This is a genomic window from Mycobacterium sp. PTI7 (assembly GCF_056679845.1).
Genome location: NZ_CM155252.1, coordinates 4,345,471 through 4,362,832 on the forward strand (window position 1 = coordinate 4,345,471; position 17,362 = coordinate 4,362,832).

Annotated in this window: 5 protein-coding genes; 3 read left to right on the forward strand and 2 right to left on the reverse strand. The window is 70.5% G+C overall.

Features of this window, described 5'->3' with window-relative positions; translation table 11 throughout:
* Positions 1-8: 8 nt before the first annotated feature.
* Genes AC1MEY_RS20955 through AC1MEY_RS20965 form a run of 3 tightly spaced genes read left to right on the forward strand, consistent with a single transcriptional unit; the run spans position 9 to position 9,813 of the window.
* Positions 9-3,230: an arabinosyltransferase domain-containing protein gene (locus AC1MEY_RS20955; protein WP_480227314.1), complete on the forward strand. Its 3,222-nt coding sequence runs from the start codon at positions 9-11 to the stop codon at positions 3,228-3,230.
* A gap of 56 nt (positions 3,231-3,286) precedes the next feature.
* Positions 3,287-6,553: an arabinosyltransferase domain-containing protein gene (locus AC1MEY_RS20960; RefSeq protein ID WP_480227315.1), complete on the forward strand. Its 3,267-nt coding sequence runs from the start codon at positions 3,287-3,289 to the stop codon at positions 6,551-6,553.
* A 32-nt stretch (positions 6,554-6,585) separates the two neighbouring features.
* Positions 6,586-9,813, forward strand: a complete 3,228-nt coding sequence (locus AC1MEY_RS20965) for an arabinosyltransferase domain-containing protein (RefSeq protein ID WP_480227316.1) — start codon at positions 6,586-6,588, stop codon at positions 9,811-9,813.
* A 476-nt stretch (positions 9,814-10,289) separates the two neighbouring features.
* Here AC1MEY_RS20965 and AC1MEY_RS20970 read toward each other — a convergent pair whose 3' ends face one another.
* Together AC1MEY_RS20970 and pks13 are read right to left on the reverse strand one after the other, a co-directional pair.
* Positions 10,290-11,864: an acyl-CoA carboxylase subunit beta gene (locus AC1MEY_RS20970; RefSeq protein ID WP_480227317.1), complete on the reverse strand. Its 1,575-nt coding sequence runs from the start codon at positions 11,862-11,864 to the stop codon at positions 10,290-10,292.
* Positions 11,861-17,251, reverse strand: a complete 5,391-nt coding sequence (pks13, locus tag AC1MEY_RS20975; RefSeq protein ID WP_480231600.1) for a polyketide synthase Pks13 — start codon at positions 17,249-17,251, stop codon at positions 11,861-11,863. Before pks13 ends, AC1MEY_RS20970 begins: the two co-directional genes overlap by 4 nt.
* Positions 17,252-17,362 lie beyond the last annotated feature (111 nt).

Sequence of the window (17,362 nt, forward strand, 5' to 3'; positions counted from 1 at the left end):
CAGACGCCGTGAGCCGAGAGGGATCCGCGGGGTTGTCCAGCCACCGCACCGCGCGACTCATCGCGATCATCGCCGGACTTCTGGGCGCCCTGCTGGCCGTGGCCACCCCGCTGCTGCCCGTCACGCAGACCACCGCCGAGCTGAACTGGCCGCAGAACGGCGTCCTGAACAGCGTCGACGCCCCGCTGATCGGCTACGTGCCCACCGGCATGGACGTGTCCATCCCGTGCAGCGCCGCCGCCGGACTCACCGGCAATCGCACGGTCCTGCTGTCCACCGTGCCCAAGCAGGCGCCCAAGGCCGTCGACCGCGGCCTGCTGATCGAGCGCGTCGGTGGGGACCTGCTGCTGATCGTCCGCAACACCCCCGTCGTCAGCGCACCGCTGAGCCAGGTGCTCAGCCCCGCGTGCGAGCGGATCACGTTCACCGCGCGCGCCGACACGATCACCGGCGAGTTCGTCGGCCTCAGCCAGGCGCCCGACGACGGCGACCCTGCCGGCGCCGCCGAACCGCTGCGCGGCGAGCGCGGCGGCTACGACTTCCGCCCCCAGATCGTCGGCGTCTTCACCGACCTGTCCGGCCCGGCACCCGAGGGACTGCGCTTCTCGGCCACCGTCGACTCCCGATACAGCACGTCGCCGACGGTCCTCAAGACGCTGGCGATGGTGTTCGGCGTGGTGCTGACCGTGATCGCCCTGGGCGCACTGCACCGCCTCGACGTCGCCGACGGCGTCCGACACCGCCGCATTCTGCCGCCGCGATGGTGGTCGCTGTCGCCGCTGGACGGACTGGTGACCGCCGCGATGGTGTGGTGGCACTTCGTCGGCGCCAACACGGCCGACGACGGCTACATCCTCACCATGGCCCGCGTCTCGGAGAACGCCGGGTACATGGCCAACTACTACCGCTGGTTCGGCACCCCGGAGGCGCCGTTCGGCTGGTACTACGACCTGCTGGCCCTGTGGGCACACGTCAGCACCGCCAGCGTCTGGATGCGGCTGCCGACGCTGCTCATGGGCCTGGCCTGCTGGTGGGTGATCAGCCGCGAGGTCATCCCCCGCCTCGGGCACGCCGTCAAGCACAGCCGGGTCGCCGCGTGGACGGCGGCCGGCATGTTCCTGGCGTTCTGGCTGCCACTGAACAACGGCCTGCGCCCAGAGCCCATCATCGCGCTCGGCATCCTGCTCACCTGGTGCTCGGTGGAGCGCGGCGTCGCCACCAGCAGGCTCCTGCCGGTGGCCATCGCGGTGATCATCGGCGCGTTGACGCTGTTCTCCGGACCCACCGGCATCGCCGCCGTGGGCGCCCTGCTGGTCGCCATCGGACCGCTCAAGACCATTGTCGGCCAGCATGTCTCGCGCTTCGGCTACCTGGCCCTGCTCGCGCCCGTGCTGGCCGCGGGCACCGTCGCCGTCATCCTCATCTTCCGCGACCAGACGCTCGCCGCGGCGATCCAGGCCAGCTCGTTCAAGTCGGACGTCGGGCCCAGCCTGGCGTGGTTCGACGAGCACATCCGCTACGAGCGGCTGTTCACCACGAGCCCGGACGGGTCGGTCGCGCGACGCTTCGCGGTGCTGACCCTGCTGCTGGTACTGGCCGTGTCGGTAGCGATGACGTTGCGCAAGGGCCGGATTCCGGGCACCGCGCTCGGCCCGAGCCGTCGCATCATCGGGATCACGATCATCTCGTTCCTCGCGATGATGTTCACCCCCACCAAGTGGACGCACCACTTCGGCGTGTTCGCCGGACTCGCCGGCTCCCTCGGCGCGCTGGCGGCGGTCGCCGTGGCCGCGGCGGCCATGAAGTCGAGGCGCAACCGGACCGTCTTCACCGCCATCGTGCTGTTCGTCACGGCGCTGTCCTTCGCCACCGTCAACGGCTGGTGGTACGTGTCGAACTTCGGCGTGCCATGGTCGAACGTGTTCCCCGCGTTGGGATTCGGCTTCACGACGATGCTGCTGGGCCTGTCGGTGCTCGTCCTGCTGGTGGCCGCCTGGCTGCACTTCTCCGGACGGTCCGACACCGAACCGAGCAAGCCGCGCCGCTGGTCGAGCATCGCCCAGGCACCGCTGGCCGTCGTCATCTGGCTGGTGGTGGTGTTCGAGGTCGTGTCGCTGACGGTCGCCATGGTCGTCCAGTACCCGGCGTGGTCGGTCGGGCGCTCCAACCTCGAGGCACTCACCGGCAAGACGTGCGGCCTCGCCGACGACGTTCTGGTGGAACGGGATTCGAACGACGGGCTGCTGCAACCCGTGAGCGCGCCATCGGGCGTCGCCCTCGGCGCGGGCACCGCACAGTCGTTCGGCGCCAACGGGATCCCGTCCGACCTCTCCGCGGACCCCGTCATGGAGCAGCAGGGCAGCGACAACTTCGCCGACTCCGACGGCTCGGTGACCACTGGCAGCGAGCCCGGCACCGAGGGCGGCACCACCGCCGCGGCCGGCCTCAACGGCTCGCGCGCCCAGCTGCCCTACGGCCTCGATCCGGCCCGCGTCGCCGTGATGGGCAGCTGGCGCTCCGGCATCCAGCAGCCCGCCCGGCTGCGGTCGGGGTGGTACCGCCTGCCCCCGGCCGACCAGCGCGGCCCGCTGATCGTCATCGCCGCCGCCGGGCGCTTCGATCCCGGCGAGGTCACCATGCAGTGGGCGACCGACGAGGAAGCCGAACGCAACGAGGCCGGTGGCGTCTTCACCTTCGCCGACGTCGGCTCCGCACCCGCCTGGCGCAATCTGCGCGCCCCCATGACGGCCATCCCGTCGGACGCCACCCAGGTGCGCCTGACGGCCAGCGACGACGACCTGTCCCCCACGCACTGGATCGCGGTCACCACGCCGCGCATCCCGCAGCTCCAGACGCTGCAGGAGGTCGTCGGCTCCGACGACCCGGTGCTGCTCGACTGGCTGGTCGGCCTGGCGTTCCCGTGCCAGCGGCCGTTCGGGCACCAGAACGGCGTCACCGAGGTGCCCAGGTGGCGCATCCTGCCCGACCGCTTCGGCGCCGAGGCCAACTCGCCGGTGATGGACTACCTCGGCGGCGGGCCGCTCGGCATCACCGAACTGCTGGTGCGCGCGCGGCCGGTGCCCACCTACCTGAAGGACGACTGGTTCCGGGACTGGGGCTCGCTGCAGCAGCTGACCCCCTGGTACCCCGACGCCGACGCCGCCCGGATCGATCTTGGCACCGAGACGCGTAGCGGGCTCTGGAGTCCCGGGCCGCTCAGGTTGTCTTGACGGCTCGCCGCATGGCGACGCAGGGCGCACGAGTCCGTCCCTTACCCTTGAGCGTCGTGCCCGCCCGGACCGTTCGACTCATCGCGATCATCGCGGGCATCTGCGGGCTGCTGCTCTGCGCGCTCACCCCGCTGCTCCCCGTCCGCCAGACCACGTCGACCATCCTGTGGCCGCAGGGCCCCGGGGCGGACGGACTCGTCACCGACGTCACGGCACCGCTGGTCTCCGGCGCGCCGCTGGCGCTCGACGTCTCCATCCCCTGCCGGACCGTGGCGACGCTGCCCGCCGCGGGCGGCCTGGTGTTCTCCACCATCCCGCCGGCCGGCATCGACTCCGGGCGCAACGGCCTGTTCGTCCGCGCCACCGCCGACGTCGTCACCGTGGCGTTCCGGGACACCGTCGCCGTGGTGGCCCCCCGGCCCGCCGTCGAGTCCGGTGCCTGCAGCACGCTGCACGTCTGGGCCGACCTGGGTGGCGTCGGTGCGGACTTCATCGGCATCCCCGGCGCCACCGGTACCGTCGAGATCGAGAAGAAGCCGCAGGTCGCCGGTGTGTTCACCGACCTCGAGGTGGCCGCGCAGCCGGGGCTGAGCGCGCGCATCGACGTCGACACCCGGTTCATCTCCGTCCCGACCGCACTCAAGACCGTCCTGATGGTGCTGGGCGTGCTGGCCACGGTGGCGTCGATCGTCGCGCTGGCGCTGCTGGACCGCACCGCCGGTCGACGCCTCCCCCGGCCGTGGCGGCGGTTCTGGCGCGCCGGGCCGACGACGTGGCTCGTCGACGGCATCGTCGTCGGCACCCTGCTGCTGTGGCACGTCATCGGTGCGACGTCGTCGGACGACGGCTACAACACCACCCTCGCGCGCGTCGCCGGCGAGGCGGGCTACGTCACGAACTACTACCGCTACTTCGGCGCCTCCGAGGCGCCCTTCGACTGGTACCAGTCGGTCCTGGCCCATCTCGCGTCGATCAGCACCGCGGGCGTCTGGCTGCGGCTGCCCGCCACCTTGGCCGCCATCGGGACGTGGCTGCTGCTGTCGCGGTGCGTGCTGCCCCGGCTGGGCCGCAGACTCAGCGCCAACCGGGTGGCGATGCTCACCGCGGGCGCGGTGTTCATCGCGGCGTGGCTGCCGTTCAACAACGGCCTCCGGCCCGAGCCGCTGATCGCGTTCGGCGTGATCGCCGTGTGGGTGCTGATGGAGACCTCGATCGGTACCCGCCGACTCTGGCCGACCGCGCTCGCGATCGTCGTCGCCGTGTTCTGCGTGACGATCGCCCCGCAGGGCCTCGTCGCCGTCGCACCGCTGCTGGTCGGCGCACGGCGCATCGCGACCATCGTCGCCGCCCGACGTCCCGTCGACGGCCTGGCGGCCCAGCTCACCCCGCTGGCCGCGGCGGCATCGCTGCTCTTCGTCGTCGTGTTCCGCGACCAGACGCTGGCCACCGTCGCCGAATCGGTCCGCATCAAGTACGCCGTCGGGCCCACCATCCCCTGGTACCAGGAGTTCCTGCGCTACTACTTCCTCACGGTCGAGGACAGCGTCGACGGATCGCTGACCCGCCGATTCGCGGTGCTCATCCTGCTGCTGTGCCTGTTCGGCCTGCTGATGGTGCTGCTGCGCCGCAGCGGCGTGCCGGGCACCATCAGCGGACCGGTGTGGCGGATCACCGGCACCACCGCGATCGGCCTGCTGCTGCTGACGTTCACGCCCACCAAGTGGGCCGTGCAGTTCGGCGCGTTCGCCGGCCTCGCCGGAGCGCTGGGCGGCGTCACCGCATTCGCGTTCGCCCGCGTCGGGCTGCACAGCCGACGCAACCTCGCGCTGTACGTGACGGCGCTGCTGTTCGTGCTGGCGTGGTCGACGTCGGGCCTCAACGGCTGGTTCTACGTCGGCAACTACGGCGTGCCGTGGTTCGACAAGCAGCCCGTCATCGCCGGGCAGCCCGTCACCACGCTGTTCCTGGTGATGGCCATCGCCTGCGGCCTGCTCGCGGGCTGGCTGCACTTCCGGATGGACTTCGCCGGCCACACCGAGGTCGCCGACACCGGACGCAACCGCGCGCTGGCGTCCACCCCGCTGCTCGTCGTCGCCATCATCATGGTGGTGCTCGAGGTCGGGTCGATGGCCAAGGCCGCCGCGGGCCGCTACCCCGCGTACACCACCGGCAAGGCCAACGCGGACGCCATCCTCTCCGGGCTGTCGCGGGACAGCTGCGCGATGGCCGACGACGTCCTCGTCGAGCCAGACTCCAACGCCGGGATGCTGCAACCCGTCCCGGGGCAGCGCTTCGGCCAGTACGGCCCGCTGGGCGGCGACGACCCCGTCGGCTTCACGCCCAACGGCGTCAGCGACACCCTCGAGCCGCCCGAGCCCACGGCGGGCAACCCGGGCACCCCCGACTCGGACGGTCCCGTCGACAAGCCGAACATCGGCGTCGGCTACGCGGCGGGCACCGGCGGCGGCTTCGGACCCGAGGGCGTCAACGGCTCGCGCATCTTCCTGCCCTTCGGCCTCGACCCCGACCGCACGCCCGTGATGGGCAGCTACGTCGAGCCCGGCGACGAGGGCGGCTCGGTGGCCGCCAAGGCCACCTCGGCCTGGTACCAGCTGCCGCCGCGGACGCCCGACCGGCCGATCGTCAGCGTCGCCGCCGTCGGCGCGATCTGGTACTACGAGGAGGACGGCTCGTTCAACTACGGGCAGTCGCTCAAGCTGCAGTGGGGCGTGCTGCGCCCGGACGGCTCCTACCAGGCGCTCAACGAGGTGCAGCCGATCGACGTGTACGCGCAGCGGGCGTGGCGCAACCTGCGCTTCCCGCTCGCCACGGCGCCGCCGGAGGCCAACGTCGCCCGGATCGTCGCCGACGACCCCAACCTGTCGAGCGACCAGTGGTTCGGGTTCACCCCGCCGCGCGTCCCCGTCCTCGAGACCGCGCAGTCCTTCCTGGGCGACCAGACCCCGGTCCTGATGGACATCGCCACCGCCGCGAACTTCCCGTGCCAGCGTCCGTTCGCCGAGCACCTCGGCGTGGCGGAGCTGCCCGAGTACCGGATCCTGCCGAACTTCAAGCAGATGGTCGTCTCGTCGAACCAGTGGCAGTCGGCCGCGGACGGCGGACCGTTCCTGTTCATCCAGGCGCTGCTGCGGACGACGGCGATCCCGACCTACCTGCGCGAGGACTGGTACCGCGACTGGGGGTCCATCGAGCGCTACATCCCGGTGGTTCCGCGCGATGACGCGCCGACCGCCGTCATCGAGGAGGGTTCGACGCAAGTGTTCGGCTGGAACCGCCGCGGACCCATCCGGGCCCTGCCGTGAACGAAGAGAACGGCAGCAAGCCGGCAGGAGCCGTGACCGAAGAGAAGACCGCAGTCGCCGACCGCCCGACGAAGACGGGTCGCGACGACACGACGATCGCGCGGTGGGTCGCGACGATCGCCGGCCTGATCGGCTTCGTGCTCGCCGTCGCCACTCCGCTGCTGCCCGTCACCCAGACGACCGCGACGCTGAACTGGCCGCAGCAGGGCCAGTTCGGCAACGTGACCGCGCCGCTGATCTCGCTGTCCCCGGTCGACCTCACCGCGACGATCCCCTGCGAGGTCGTCGCGACCATGCCCGCCAAGGGCGGACTGATCCTCGGCACCGCGCCGGCCGCCGGGCGGGACGCCGCGCTGAACGCGATGCTGGTCAACGTCACCGCATCGCGTGTCGACGTGATCGTGCGCAACGTCGTCGTGGCGAGCGTGCCGCGCAACCGCGTCGCCGGAACCGCCGGCACGCCGGGCTGTTCGAGCATCGACATCACCTCGACGCTGGACGGCACGTTCGCCGACTTCGTCGGGCTGAAGAAGGCCGACGGCTCGCCGACGCGCAGCGGCTACGCCGACCCGAACCTGCGCCCCGCGATCGTCGGCGTGTTCACCGACCTGACCGGCCCGGCGCCCCCCGGCCTGACGTTCTCGGCGACCATCGACACGCGCTTCACCTCGCAGCCCACGGCGCTCAAGCTGACCGCGATGCTGCTGGCGATCGTCTCGACCGTCGTTGCGCTGCTTGCCCTCTGGCGTCTCGACCGCGCCGACGGGCGCCGCATGCGTCGCATCATCCCGTCCCGCTGGCGCACCGCGACACCGGTCGACGGCGTGGTCGTCGGCGGCTTCGCGCTCTGGTACGTCATCGGCGCGAACTCCTCGGACGACGGCTACATCCTCGGCATGGCGCGGGTCGCCGACCACGCCGGCTACATGTCGAACTACTTCCGCTGGTTCGGCAGCCCCGAGGACCCCTTCGGCTGGTACTACAACCTGCTCGCCCTGATGACGCGGGTGAGCGACGCGAGCCTCTTCATCCGGCTGCCCGACCTGATCTGCTCGCTGGTCTGCTGGCTGCTGCTGTCGCGCGAGGTGCTACCACGACTCGGGCCCGCCGTGCTCGCCAGCCGCCCCGCGATGTGGTCGGCCGGCCTGGTGCTGATCGCCGCCTGGATGCCGTTCAACAACGGTCTGCGTCCCGAGGGCCAGATCGCCACGGGCGCACTGATCACCTACGTCCTCATCGAACGCGCGATCACGTCTGGACGCCTCACCCCGGCCGCACTCGCGATCACCACCGCCGCGTTCACGCTCGGCATCCAGCCCACCGGTCTGATCGCCGTCGCGGCGCTGGTCGCCGGCGGCAGGCCGATCCTGCGCATCGTGATGCGCCGGCGCCGCCTCGTCGGCACCTGGGCGCTGATCCTGCCGCTGCTGGCGGCCGGCACGGTGGTGCTGACGGTGGTGTTCGCCGACCAGACGCTGGCAACGGTGCTGGAGGCCACCAGGATTCGTACGGCCATCGGCCCGAGCCAGCAGTGGTACACCGAGAACCTGCGGTACTACTACCTGGTCCTGCCGACCACCGACGGCGCGATCGAACGACGCGTCGCGTTCCTGTTCACCGCGCTGTGCCTGTTCCCGTCGCTGTTCCTGATGCTGCGGCGCAAGCGCGTGGCCGGCGTGGCTCGCGGTCCCGCGTGGCGGCTCATGGGCGTCATCTTCGGGACCATCTTCTTCCTGATGTTCACCCCCACCAAGTGGATTCACCACTTCGGCCTGTTCGCCGCCGTGGGCGCGGCGATGGCGGCCCTGGCGACGGTGCTGATGTCGCCGATCGTGCTGCGCTCCGCCCGCAACCGGATGGCGTTCCTGTCGCTGGTGCTGTTCGTGCTGGCGTTGTGCTTCGCGTCCACCAACGGCTGGTGGTACGTATCCAACTTCGGTGTGCCGTTCAACAACTCGGTGCCACAGCTGGGCGGCGTGACGATCAGCACGATGCTGTTCGTGCTGTTCGCGATCGCCGCACTGTGGGCGTTCTGGCTGCACCTGTCCAACCGGCACGAGTCGCGGATCGTCGACCGGCTGACCGCCGCACCCATCCCGCTCGCCGCGGGCTTCATGGTCCTGGTGTCCATGGCGTCGATGGCGATCGGCGTCGTGCGGCAGTACCCCACCTACTCCAACGGCTGGGCCAACGTCCGCGCGTTCGCGGGCGGCTGCGGCATGGCCGACGACGTGCTGGTGGAACCCGACTCGAACGACGGCTTTCTCGCCGCGCTGCCCGGCACCTACGGCGCGCTCGGCCCGCTCGGCGGCAGCGGACCGGTCGGCTTCTCCCCCAACGCCGTTCCGGACCGGATCATCGCCGAGGGGATCCGGCAGAACAACCCGCAGCCCGGCACCGACTACGACTGGAACCGGCCCGTCCGCCTGACGCGGCCGGGCGTCAACGGGTCCACCGTGCCGCTGCCCTACGGCCTCGACCCCGCACGGGTGCCCGTGGCAGGCACGTACTCGACCGAGTCGCAGCAGGTGAGCAAGCTGACCTCCGCGTGGTACGGCCTACCTGCCGCCGACGACGCGCACCCGCTGGTCGTGATCACCGCGGCCGGCACGATCACCGGCCAGAACGTGGCCGACGGCGTCGACTCCGGTCAGACGGTCGAACTCGAGTACGCCACCGCCGGACCGGACGGTGCACCCGTGCCCGCCGGACGGGTCACGCCCTACGACGTGGGCCCGACGCCGGCGTGGCGCAACCTGCGGTACCCGCGCGACCAGATCCCCACCGACGCCGTCGCCGTGCGCGTGGTCGCCGAGGACCTGTCGCTCAGCCAAGGCGACTGGGTCGCCGTCACCCCGCCGCGCGTGCCCGAGGTGCGATCGGTGCAGGAGTACGTCGGCTCGACGCAGCCGGTGCTGATGGACTGGGCCGTGGGCCTGGCCTTCCCGTGCCAGCAGCCGATGCTGCACGCCAACGGCGTCACCGAGGTGCCGAAGTTCCGGATCTCACCGGACTACAGCGCCAAGCTGCAGAGCACCGACACGTGGCAGAACGGCCTGGAGGGCGGCCTGCTCGGCATCACCGACGTGCTGCTGCGGGCATCGGTGATGTCGACCTACCTGTCGCAGGACTGGGGCCAGGACTGGGGGTCGCTGCGCCGCTTCGACACCGTGGTCGACGCCACGCCCGCGCAGATAGACCTCGGCACCTCGACGCACAGCGGGTTGTACAGCCCCGGGAAGATCAGGATTCAGCCGTAGGTTCGCTTCGGCGGTGTTCGTGCGTGCGGCGAGTTCTGCGTCAGCGTCGTCGACGATGCGTGGCAACGACGCTGACGCAGATGTCGGCGAATCCCGCGCGAGATCTGCGCGAGCGTCGTGCGCTGTGCGCTGTGCGTGCAATCGCCGAGCGTGCGGTGGTGGCGGAGATTCGCCGGTTTCGCCGCCGTGCCCGCACGTTCGGCGGGGCTATAAGCGCATGAGGCGGTCGAGGGCCGCGAGTTCTGCATCAGCGTCGCTGACGTTGCGCCGCAGCGACGCTCACGCAGATCGCGACGCACAGCCCGCGAGTTCTGCACAGCCGTCGCGAGCCCCTCGCCACCCGCGTCTCACCGCCGTCGCCAGCCCACGCTGACCAGCGACACCCCACCGCCGCCACCCGCGAGCGTGCGTAAAGTCGCGTTCTACCCCGGCGTGTCGCCCGCAGACACGCACGCTCGCCGAAGGACTTAAGACCGCTAGATGGGGGTGAGGCCGTGCTTGCGGAGCACCTTGTTGGCCTGCTGCTTGTCGCGCAGCAGACGCAGGGAGTTGCGCAGCAGCAGCCGCGTCTCGTGCGGCTCGATGACGCCGTCGATGTAGCCACGCTCGGCGGCGATCCACGGCACGGCGAGGTTGGCGTTGTAGCCCTCGATGAAGTCGGCGCGGATCTTGAGCACCTCGGGCGCCGTAGGATCCGGGAACCGCTTGACCAGCAGCTGCGCGGCACCCTCGGCGCCGATCACCGCGATGCGGGCGGTGGGCCACGCGAAGTTCAGGTCCGCCGACAGCTGCTTGGACCCCATCACGGCGTACCCGCCGCCGTAGGCCTTGCGGACGACGATCGTCACCTTCGGCACGTCGGCCTCGACGATGGCGTTGAAGAAGCGGCCACCGCGCTTGATGATGCCGTCCTTCTCCTGCTCGACGCCCGGCATGGCGCCCGGGGTGTCGACCACGAACACCAGCGGCAGGTTGAACGAGTCGCAGAATCGAATGAAGCTGGCCGCCTTGTCGGAGGCGTTGGTGTCCACCACGCCGGACAGGTGCATCGGCTGGTTGGCGATCACGCCCACCGGCCGGCCGTCCACGCGGGCGAACGCCGTGATCATCGCCGGTCCACGCTGCTCGGCGATCTCGAAGACGTCGCCGTCGTCGAAGATGCGCAGCAGGATCTCGTGCATGTCGTAGGCCGTGTTGTCGGCGTCCGGCACGATGGTGTCGAGTTCGTAGTCGTACGAGGTCAATTCGGGCTCCAGGCCCGGGTTGACGGTCGGCGCGTCGTCGAAGTGGTTCGACGGCAGGAAGCTCAGGTAGTCGCGCACGTACTGGTATGCGGCGGCCTCGCTCTCCACCACCTGGTGGATGTTGCCGCGCTGCGCCTGCACGTCGGCGCCGCCGAGTTCGTCGAACGTCACGTCCTCACCGGTGACGTCCTTGATGACGTCCGGGCCGGTGATGAACATGTAGCCCTGGTCGCGGACGGCGACCACGAGGTCGGTCTGGATCGGCGAGTACACCGCGCCGCCGGCGCACTTGCCGAAGATCAGCGAGATCTCGGGCACCAGGCCACGCAGCATCTCGTGGCGGCGGCCGAGTTCGGCGTACCAGGCCAGTGACGTCACGGCGTCCTGGATGCGCGCACCCGCGGAGTCGTTGATGCCGATGATCGGGCACCCGACCATGGCGACCCACTCCATGAGCTTGGCCACCTTGCGGCCGAACATCTCGCCGACCGACCCCTGGAACACCGTCTGGTCGTGGCTGAACACGCCCACCGGACGGCCGTCGATCATGCCGTGCCCGGTGACGACGCCGTCGCCGTACAGGGCGTTCGGATCGCCGGGGGTCTTGGCGAGCGCGCCGATCTCGAAGAACGTGCCCGGGTCCAGCAGCGCGTGGATCCGCGCCCGCGCCGACGGGATGCCCTTGCGGTCCCGCCGCGCCTTGGCCTTCTCGTCGCCGGGGTCCTTGGCGAGTTCGAGCCGCTCGCGCAGATCGGCGAGCTTCTCGGCCGTGGTGTGCGGCTTGGCGGGGGTGGCGGCTTCGGTCACTTCTGCTCGCTCTCGGCCGGGGTGCGGTGGGACGCCTCGCTCTGTGCCCTACTGATCGCTTCGCTCATGTGGGCACCTACTTTCGCAATGTACGGCTCGTCGATGGCCTGGATGTGCTCGCCCCCGATGGGCACCACCTCGAGGTCCTTCGCGAACTCGCCCCAGCCGCCGTCCGGCTTGCGGGTGGCGTACGCGGGCTCGAACGTGATGGCGTCGTCGTGGTAGCGGTCGGCCATGTAGAGCACGACGTGTCCGTCGTACGGCTTGATCTCGACCGTGGCCAGCACCCGCTGGTCCAGGTACGACGTCCGCTGGTGCTCGATGATGCCGCCCGGGATCTGGACGCCGGCCTCGCTCACCGCGTTCAGCACGTACTGCACCTGCCCGGCGTCGTCGAGCTTCTCGAGGTCTTCGTACGGGATCTCCGGGATCTGCACGTTGAACGTCTTCTCGGCGAACTTCGCGTAGCGGTCCCAGCGCTTCCGGGTCTCCTCCTGCGTGTGCAGGATCGGCTCGCCCGGCAGCACGCAGTCGATGAGCCCGACGTACGCCACCTCGGCACCGGCCTCCCGCAGCCCGATCGCGCAGGCGTACGACAGCGCACCGCCCAGCGACCAGCCGGTCAGCAGGAAGGGCTTGCCCTTCTTACCGTCGACCCAGCCGTTGAGTTCCAGCAGCTTCGGCACGTACTGCGCCGCCCGCTCCTCGATGGTGCCCTCGACGCGCTCCAGGCCGATCATCGGCGTGCCCGGAGGCAGGCGGTTCAACAGCGGCTCGTAGACCACAGTGGAGCCGCCCGCCGCGTGGAACACGTACACCGGCACCTGGTCGTCGGACTCCGCCTTGCGGATGGTGCGGACGAACCCGTCGAGTTCACCGGCCTCGAGGAACTCGCGCACGGTGGACGCCAGCTCCTCGATGGTCTGCGCCCGGCGCACGTCGTCGGCGGTGATGGTGCCCTCGGCACGCTCGGTGAGGCGCTGTGCCATCTTCTCGGCCGCCGCGTCGTCGAGCCTGGGCAGCGAGTTGAAGATGCCGCCCGGCGACTTGCCGGTGACGATGGCCCACGTCGCGAACGTCACGCGCTCGGCGGCATCACGCGGGGGCACGTCGGAGTTGAGTGCCTCGGCGACGGCCTTCTGGTTGAGGACCTGTGCCGTGGCGGTCGCCGCGCTGGGAGCACCGGACGTAGAGGCGGCGGGACCCGTCGGGTTGGTCGGCGGCGGCGGGACCGCCGGGCCGGCGGGGTTCGTCGGCGGCGCGGGGATCAGCGCCGCGTCGGTGGCGACGGGGTCGGCCGTCGTCTCCTTCACGTCGGCGACGGCGTCGGCGACAATCGGGTGTCCGGCCTCGGCCAGCTTCGCCTCCAGCTCGGCGACCGTGCTGGCGCCGCCCATCAGCTCGGCCTGCGCCGCCGCGATCTCCTCGGCGGTCTGGCCCTTCTGCTGCTCGGCGAGCTCCCTGACCTCGTCGCGGTGCTCGATCGCGTACTGGATCAACCGCTCGACCGCGTACAGGTTCGCGTCGCGGACGGCGGTCAGCTGGATCGGCGGCAGGTCGAAGTCGTACTCGACGCGGTTCTTGATGCGCACGGCCATGAGCGAATCCAGGCCGAGTTCAATCAGCGGCACCTCCCACGGCAGGTCCTCGGGCTCGTAGCCCATGGCGCTGCCCACGATGGTGCCCAGCCGCTCGGCGATCGTCTCGCCGGTGTCCGGCGACCACTTCTTGAAGCCGGCCGCGAGACCTGCACCGGCGGTGAGGTTGTCGGACAGGATCGCGGCGTCGTCCTCGGGCTCGGCGACGGGCGCCTGCGGTGCGACGGCCGTCGCGGTGGCCACGGCCGTGCCCGCAGGGGCGGCCACGGGCAGTGCGCTGGCCGCACCGCCGCGCGTGACGATCGCGTCGTACACGAGCGTGAACGACTCGTCGATCCGGGCGTGTACCTGCACGGTGGCGCCACCGGGGTGACGGGTCAGCGTGGTCACCAGGCGGGCGTCGTCGGCGGGCACCGCACGCTGCTCGGAGGCGGTGAGGGTGGCATCCGGAAGCACCTGCGCCGCAGCGGCCTTCACCAGTGCGGCGGGGTCGGTGGCACCGCGCGACACGTACTCCCACACGTGCCTGCCGTCGGGCGTCGCGACGTGGTTGCCCGGCATCACCGCCGAGCTGTCACCGGTGAAGTGCGCGTCGAGCCAGTGCGGCTTGCGCTTGAAGCGCGTCGGCGGGACGGCGGCGTAGTCGGTGTCGGGGTTCTCGGCCTTGGGAAACAGCGTCCGGAAGTCGAGGTCGTGACCGTAGACGAAGAGGCTCGCCATGGCCGTGGTCATCGAGTCGACCTCGTCCTGCTTGCGGGCAAGGGTCGCGATGAGCTGCGCGTCGTGCAGACCGGCGCTGGCCGTGGTCAGTCCGACCTGCATGAGCGCCACCGGGTTCGGGGCCAGTTCGAGGAACGTGGTGTGCCCGTTGTCGACGGCGTTGCGGATGCCGTGCGTGAAGTACACGCTGTGCCGCAGGCCCTTCTTCCAGTACTCGACGTCGTGGATCGGGTCGGAGCCGGCGCGGATCAGACCGCCCTCGTGCACCGTCGAGTAGTAGGCCGTCTGCAGCGGCTTCGGCTCGATGCCCTGGATCTCGGCGGCGAGTTCGCCGAGCAGCGGGTCCATCTGCTGGGTGTGGCTGGCGCCCTTGGTCTGGAACTTGCGGGCGAACTTGCCCTCCGACTCGGCCCTCGCGATGATCGCGTCGACCTGCTCGGGCGGGCCGCCGATGACGGTCTGCGTGGGCGCCGCGTAGACGCACACCTCGAGGTTCGGGTAGTCCGAGAAGACCGTCTTGATCTCCTCGGCCGAGTACTCGACGAGTGCCATCAACCGGATGTACTCGCCGAACAGCATCGCCTCGCCCTCACCCATGAGGTGGGCGCGCGAGCAGATGGTGCGGGTCGCGTCCTCCAGCGAGAGACCGCCGGCGAAGTACGCCGCGGCGGCCTCGCCCAGCGACTGACCTACCAGCGCACCGGGATTCGCACCGTGCGCCTTCAGCGTCTCGCCGAGGGCGACCTGGATCGCGAAGATCACCGTCTGGGTGGTCTCGATGCCGTAGTCCTGCGAGTCGTCGAGGATGAGTTCGACGACGGAGTAGCCGCGCTCGTCCTGGACGTAGGCGTCGACCTTGTTGATCCACTCGGCGAACGTCTCGTCACGCAGGTAGAGGCTCTTGCCCATCTTGCGGTGCTGCGCACCGAATCCGGCGAGCACCCACACGGGACCGTTGGTGACGGGACCGTCGGCCGCCAGCACCAGGGGGCTCTGCTTGCCGTCGGCCAGGGCCCGCAGACCCTTGACGGCCTCCGCGTGGTCGTGGGCCAGCACGACCGCGCGGGAGCGGCCGTGGTTGCGCCGCGACAGCGAGCGGCCGATGGCCTCCAGGCTCGTGGCCTGACCCTCTGGGCTCTCGATCCAGTCCGCCAGCTCGGCGGCCGTGGAGCGCTTGCGCGAGGTCAGGAAGCCCGAGACGGCGAGGGGCACCAGCTTGTTGGTCGGTTCGGTGGCCTCGAGTTCCTCGCGGGCGACCTCGAGGAGCCGGAGCGCCTCGTCGGTGAGGCCGGGCAGTTCGGGCTCGACCTCGCCGTGGGCGGCGGTGACGCTGAACTCCTCGGCATCGTCGTCGTCATCGTCGATGAATTCGCCGTACTCGTCCATCCGCACACCACCGACGTACACGGCCTCGGCGGCGTCGGTGGCCGGGGTGACCACCACGACGTCGGGCTGCGGCTCGGGCTCGACGAGATCCTCCGGCAGCACCTCGCGCAGCACCAGATGCGCGTTGGCGCCGCCGAATCCGAAGCCCGAGACGCCGGCGATGGCGTGTCCGCTGTAGCGCGGCCAGTCGCTGACGACGTCGTTGACCTTCAGGTGTTCGCGCTCGAAGTCGATGTAGGGGTTCGGTCCGGCGTAGTTGATCGATGGCGGCAGCTTGTCGCGCTTGAGCGACAGCGCCACCTTGGCCAGGCTCGCCGCGCCCGCGGCGGACTCCAGGTGGCCGAGGTTGGACTTGACCGCACCCAGCAGCGCCGGCTTGTCGGCGGCGCGCCCACGGCCGACGACGCGCCCCAGCGCGTCCGCCTCGATGGGGTCGCCGAGGATGGTGCCGGTGCCGTGCGCCTCGACGTAGTCGACGGTCTTCGGGTCGATGCCGGCGTCGCGATAGGCGTTGCGCAGCACGGCTTCCTGCGCGTCGGGGTTGGGGGCGAGCAGACCGTTGGAGCGGCCGTCGTGGTTGACCGCGCCGCCGGCGATGATCGCCAGCACGTCGTCGCCGTCGCGCCGCGCATCCTCGAGGCGCTTGAGCACCAGCATGCCGCCACCCTCGGAGCGGGCGTAGCCGTCGGCGTCCGCGGAGAACGACTTGATCCGGCCGTCGGGTGCGAGCACGCCGCCGACCTCGTCGAAGCCGACGGTCACCATCGGGGTGACGAGTGCGTTGACGCCACCGGCGACCACGACGTCGGCGTCGCCGGCACGCAGCGCCTTGACGCCCTCGTTGACGGCCACCAGCGATGACGAACACGCGGTGTCGATGGTCATCGACGGTCCGCGGAAGTCGAAGAAGTACGACACCCGGTTCGAGATGATCGCGCTGGAGTTGCCGGTGATCGCGTACGGGTGTGCGACCGATGGGTCGGACAGCGCCATGATCATGTAGTCGTTGGTCGAGCTGCCGACGTAGACGCCGACCTTCTCGCCGCGCAGGGCCGACGCCGGAATCCTGGCGTTCTCCAACGCTTCCCACGTGAGTTCGAGCGCCATCCGCTGCTGCGGATCGATGTTGTCGGCCTCCATCTTCGACAGCGCGAAGAACTCGGCGTCGAAGCCCTTGATGTCCGAGAGGTAGCCGCCGCGCGTACGGGCCCGGGCCACCCGCTCGGCGATGCGGGGCTCGGAGAGGAACTCCGACCAGCGGCCTTCGGGAACGTCGGTGATGGCGTCGCGACCCTCGAGCAGCGCCTCCCACATCTCGTCGGGGGTGTTCATGTCGCCGGGGAAGCGGGTGCCGACGCCGATGATGGCGATGTTGAGCCGACCGTCCTCGACCGGGCCGCCGGGCCGCGACCAGTCTTCGTCCGCCGCCGCGGCGAGGTCGATCTCCGGCTCGCCCTCGACGATGACCGTCGCCAGCGACTCGATGGTCGGATGCCGGAAGGCGATGGTGGCGGTGAGCGTGACGCCCGTCAGGTCCTCGATGTCGCTTGCCATGGCCACGGCGTCGCGGGAGGACAGCCCCAGTTCGACCATGGCGACGGACTCGTCGATGGAGTCGGCGTTCTGACCGGTCGCGTTGGCGATCCAGTTGCGCAGCCACTCGCGCAGCTCCGACACCGTCATGTCGGTGCGGGCCGGTTGGTCGGGGTCCGACTGGAACGGTGACGTCGAGGACGTCGAGTCGTCGGCGGGAATCAGTTCGTCGCTCATGATCACTTCACTCTCGCCGCCGAG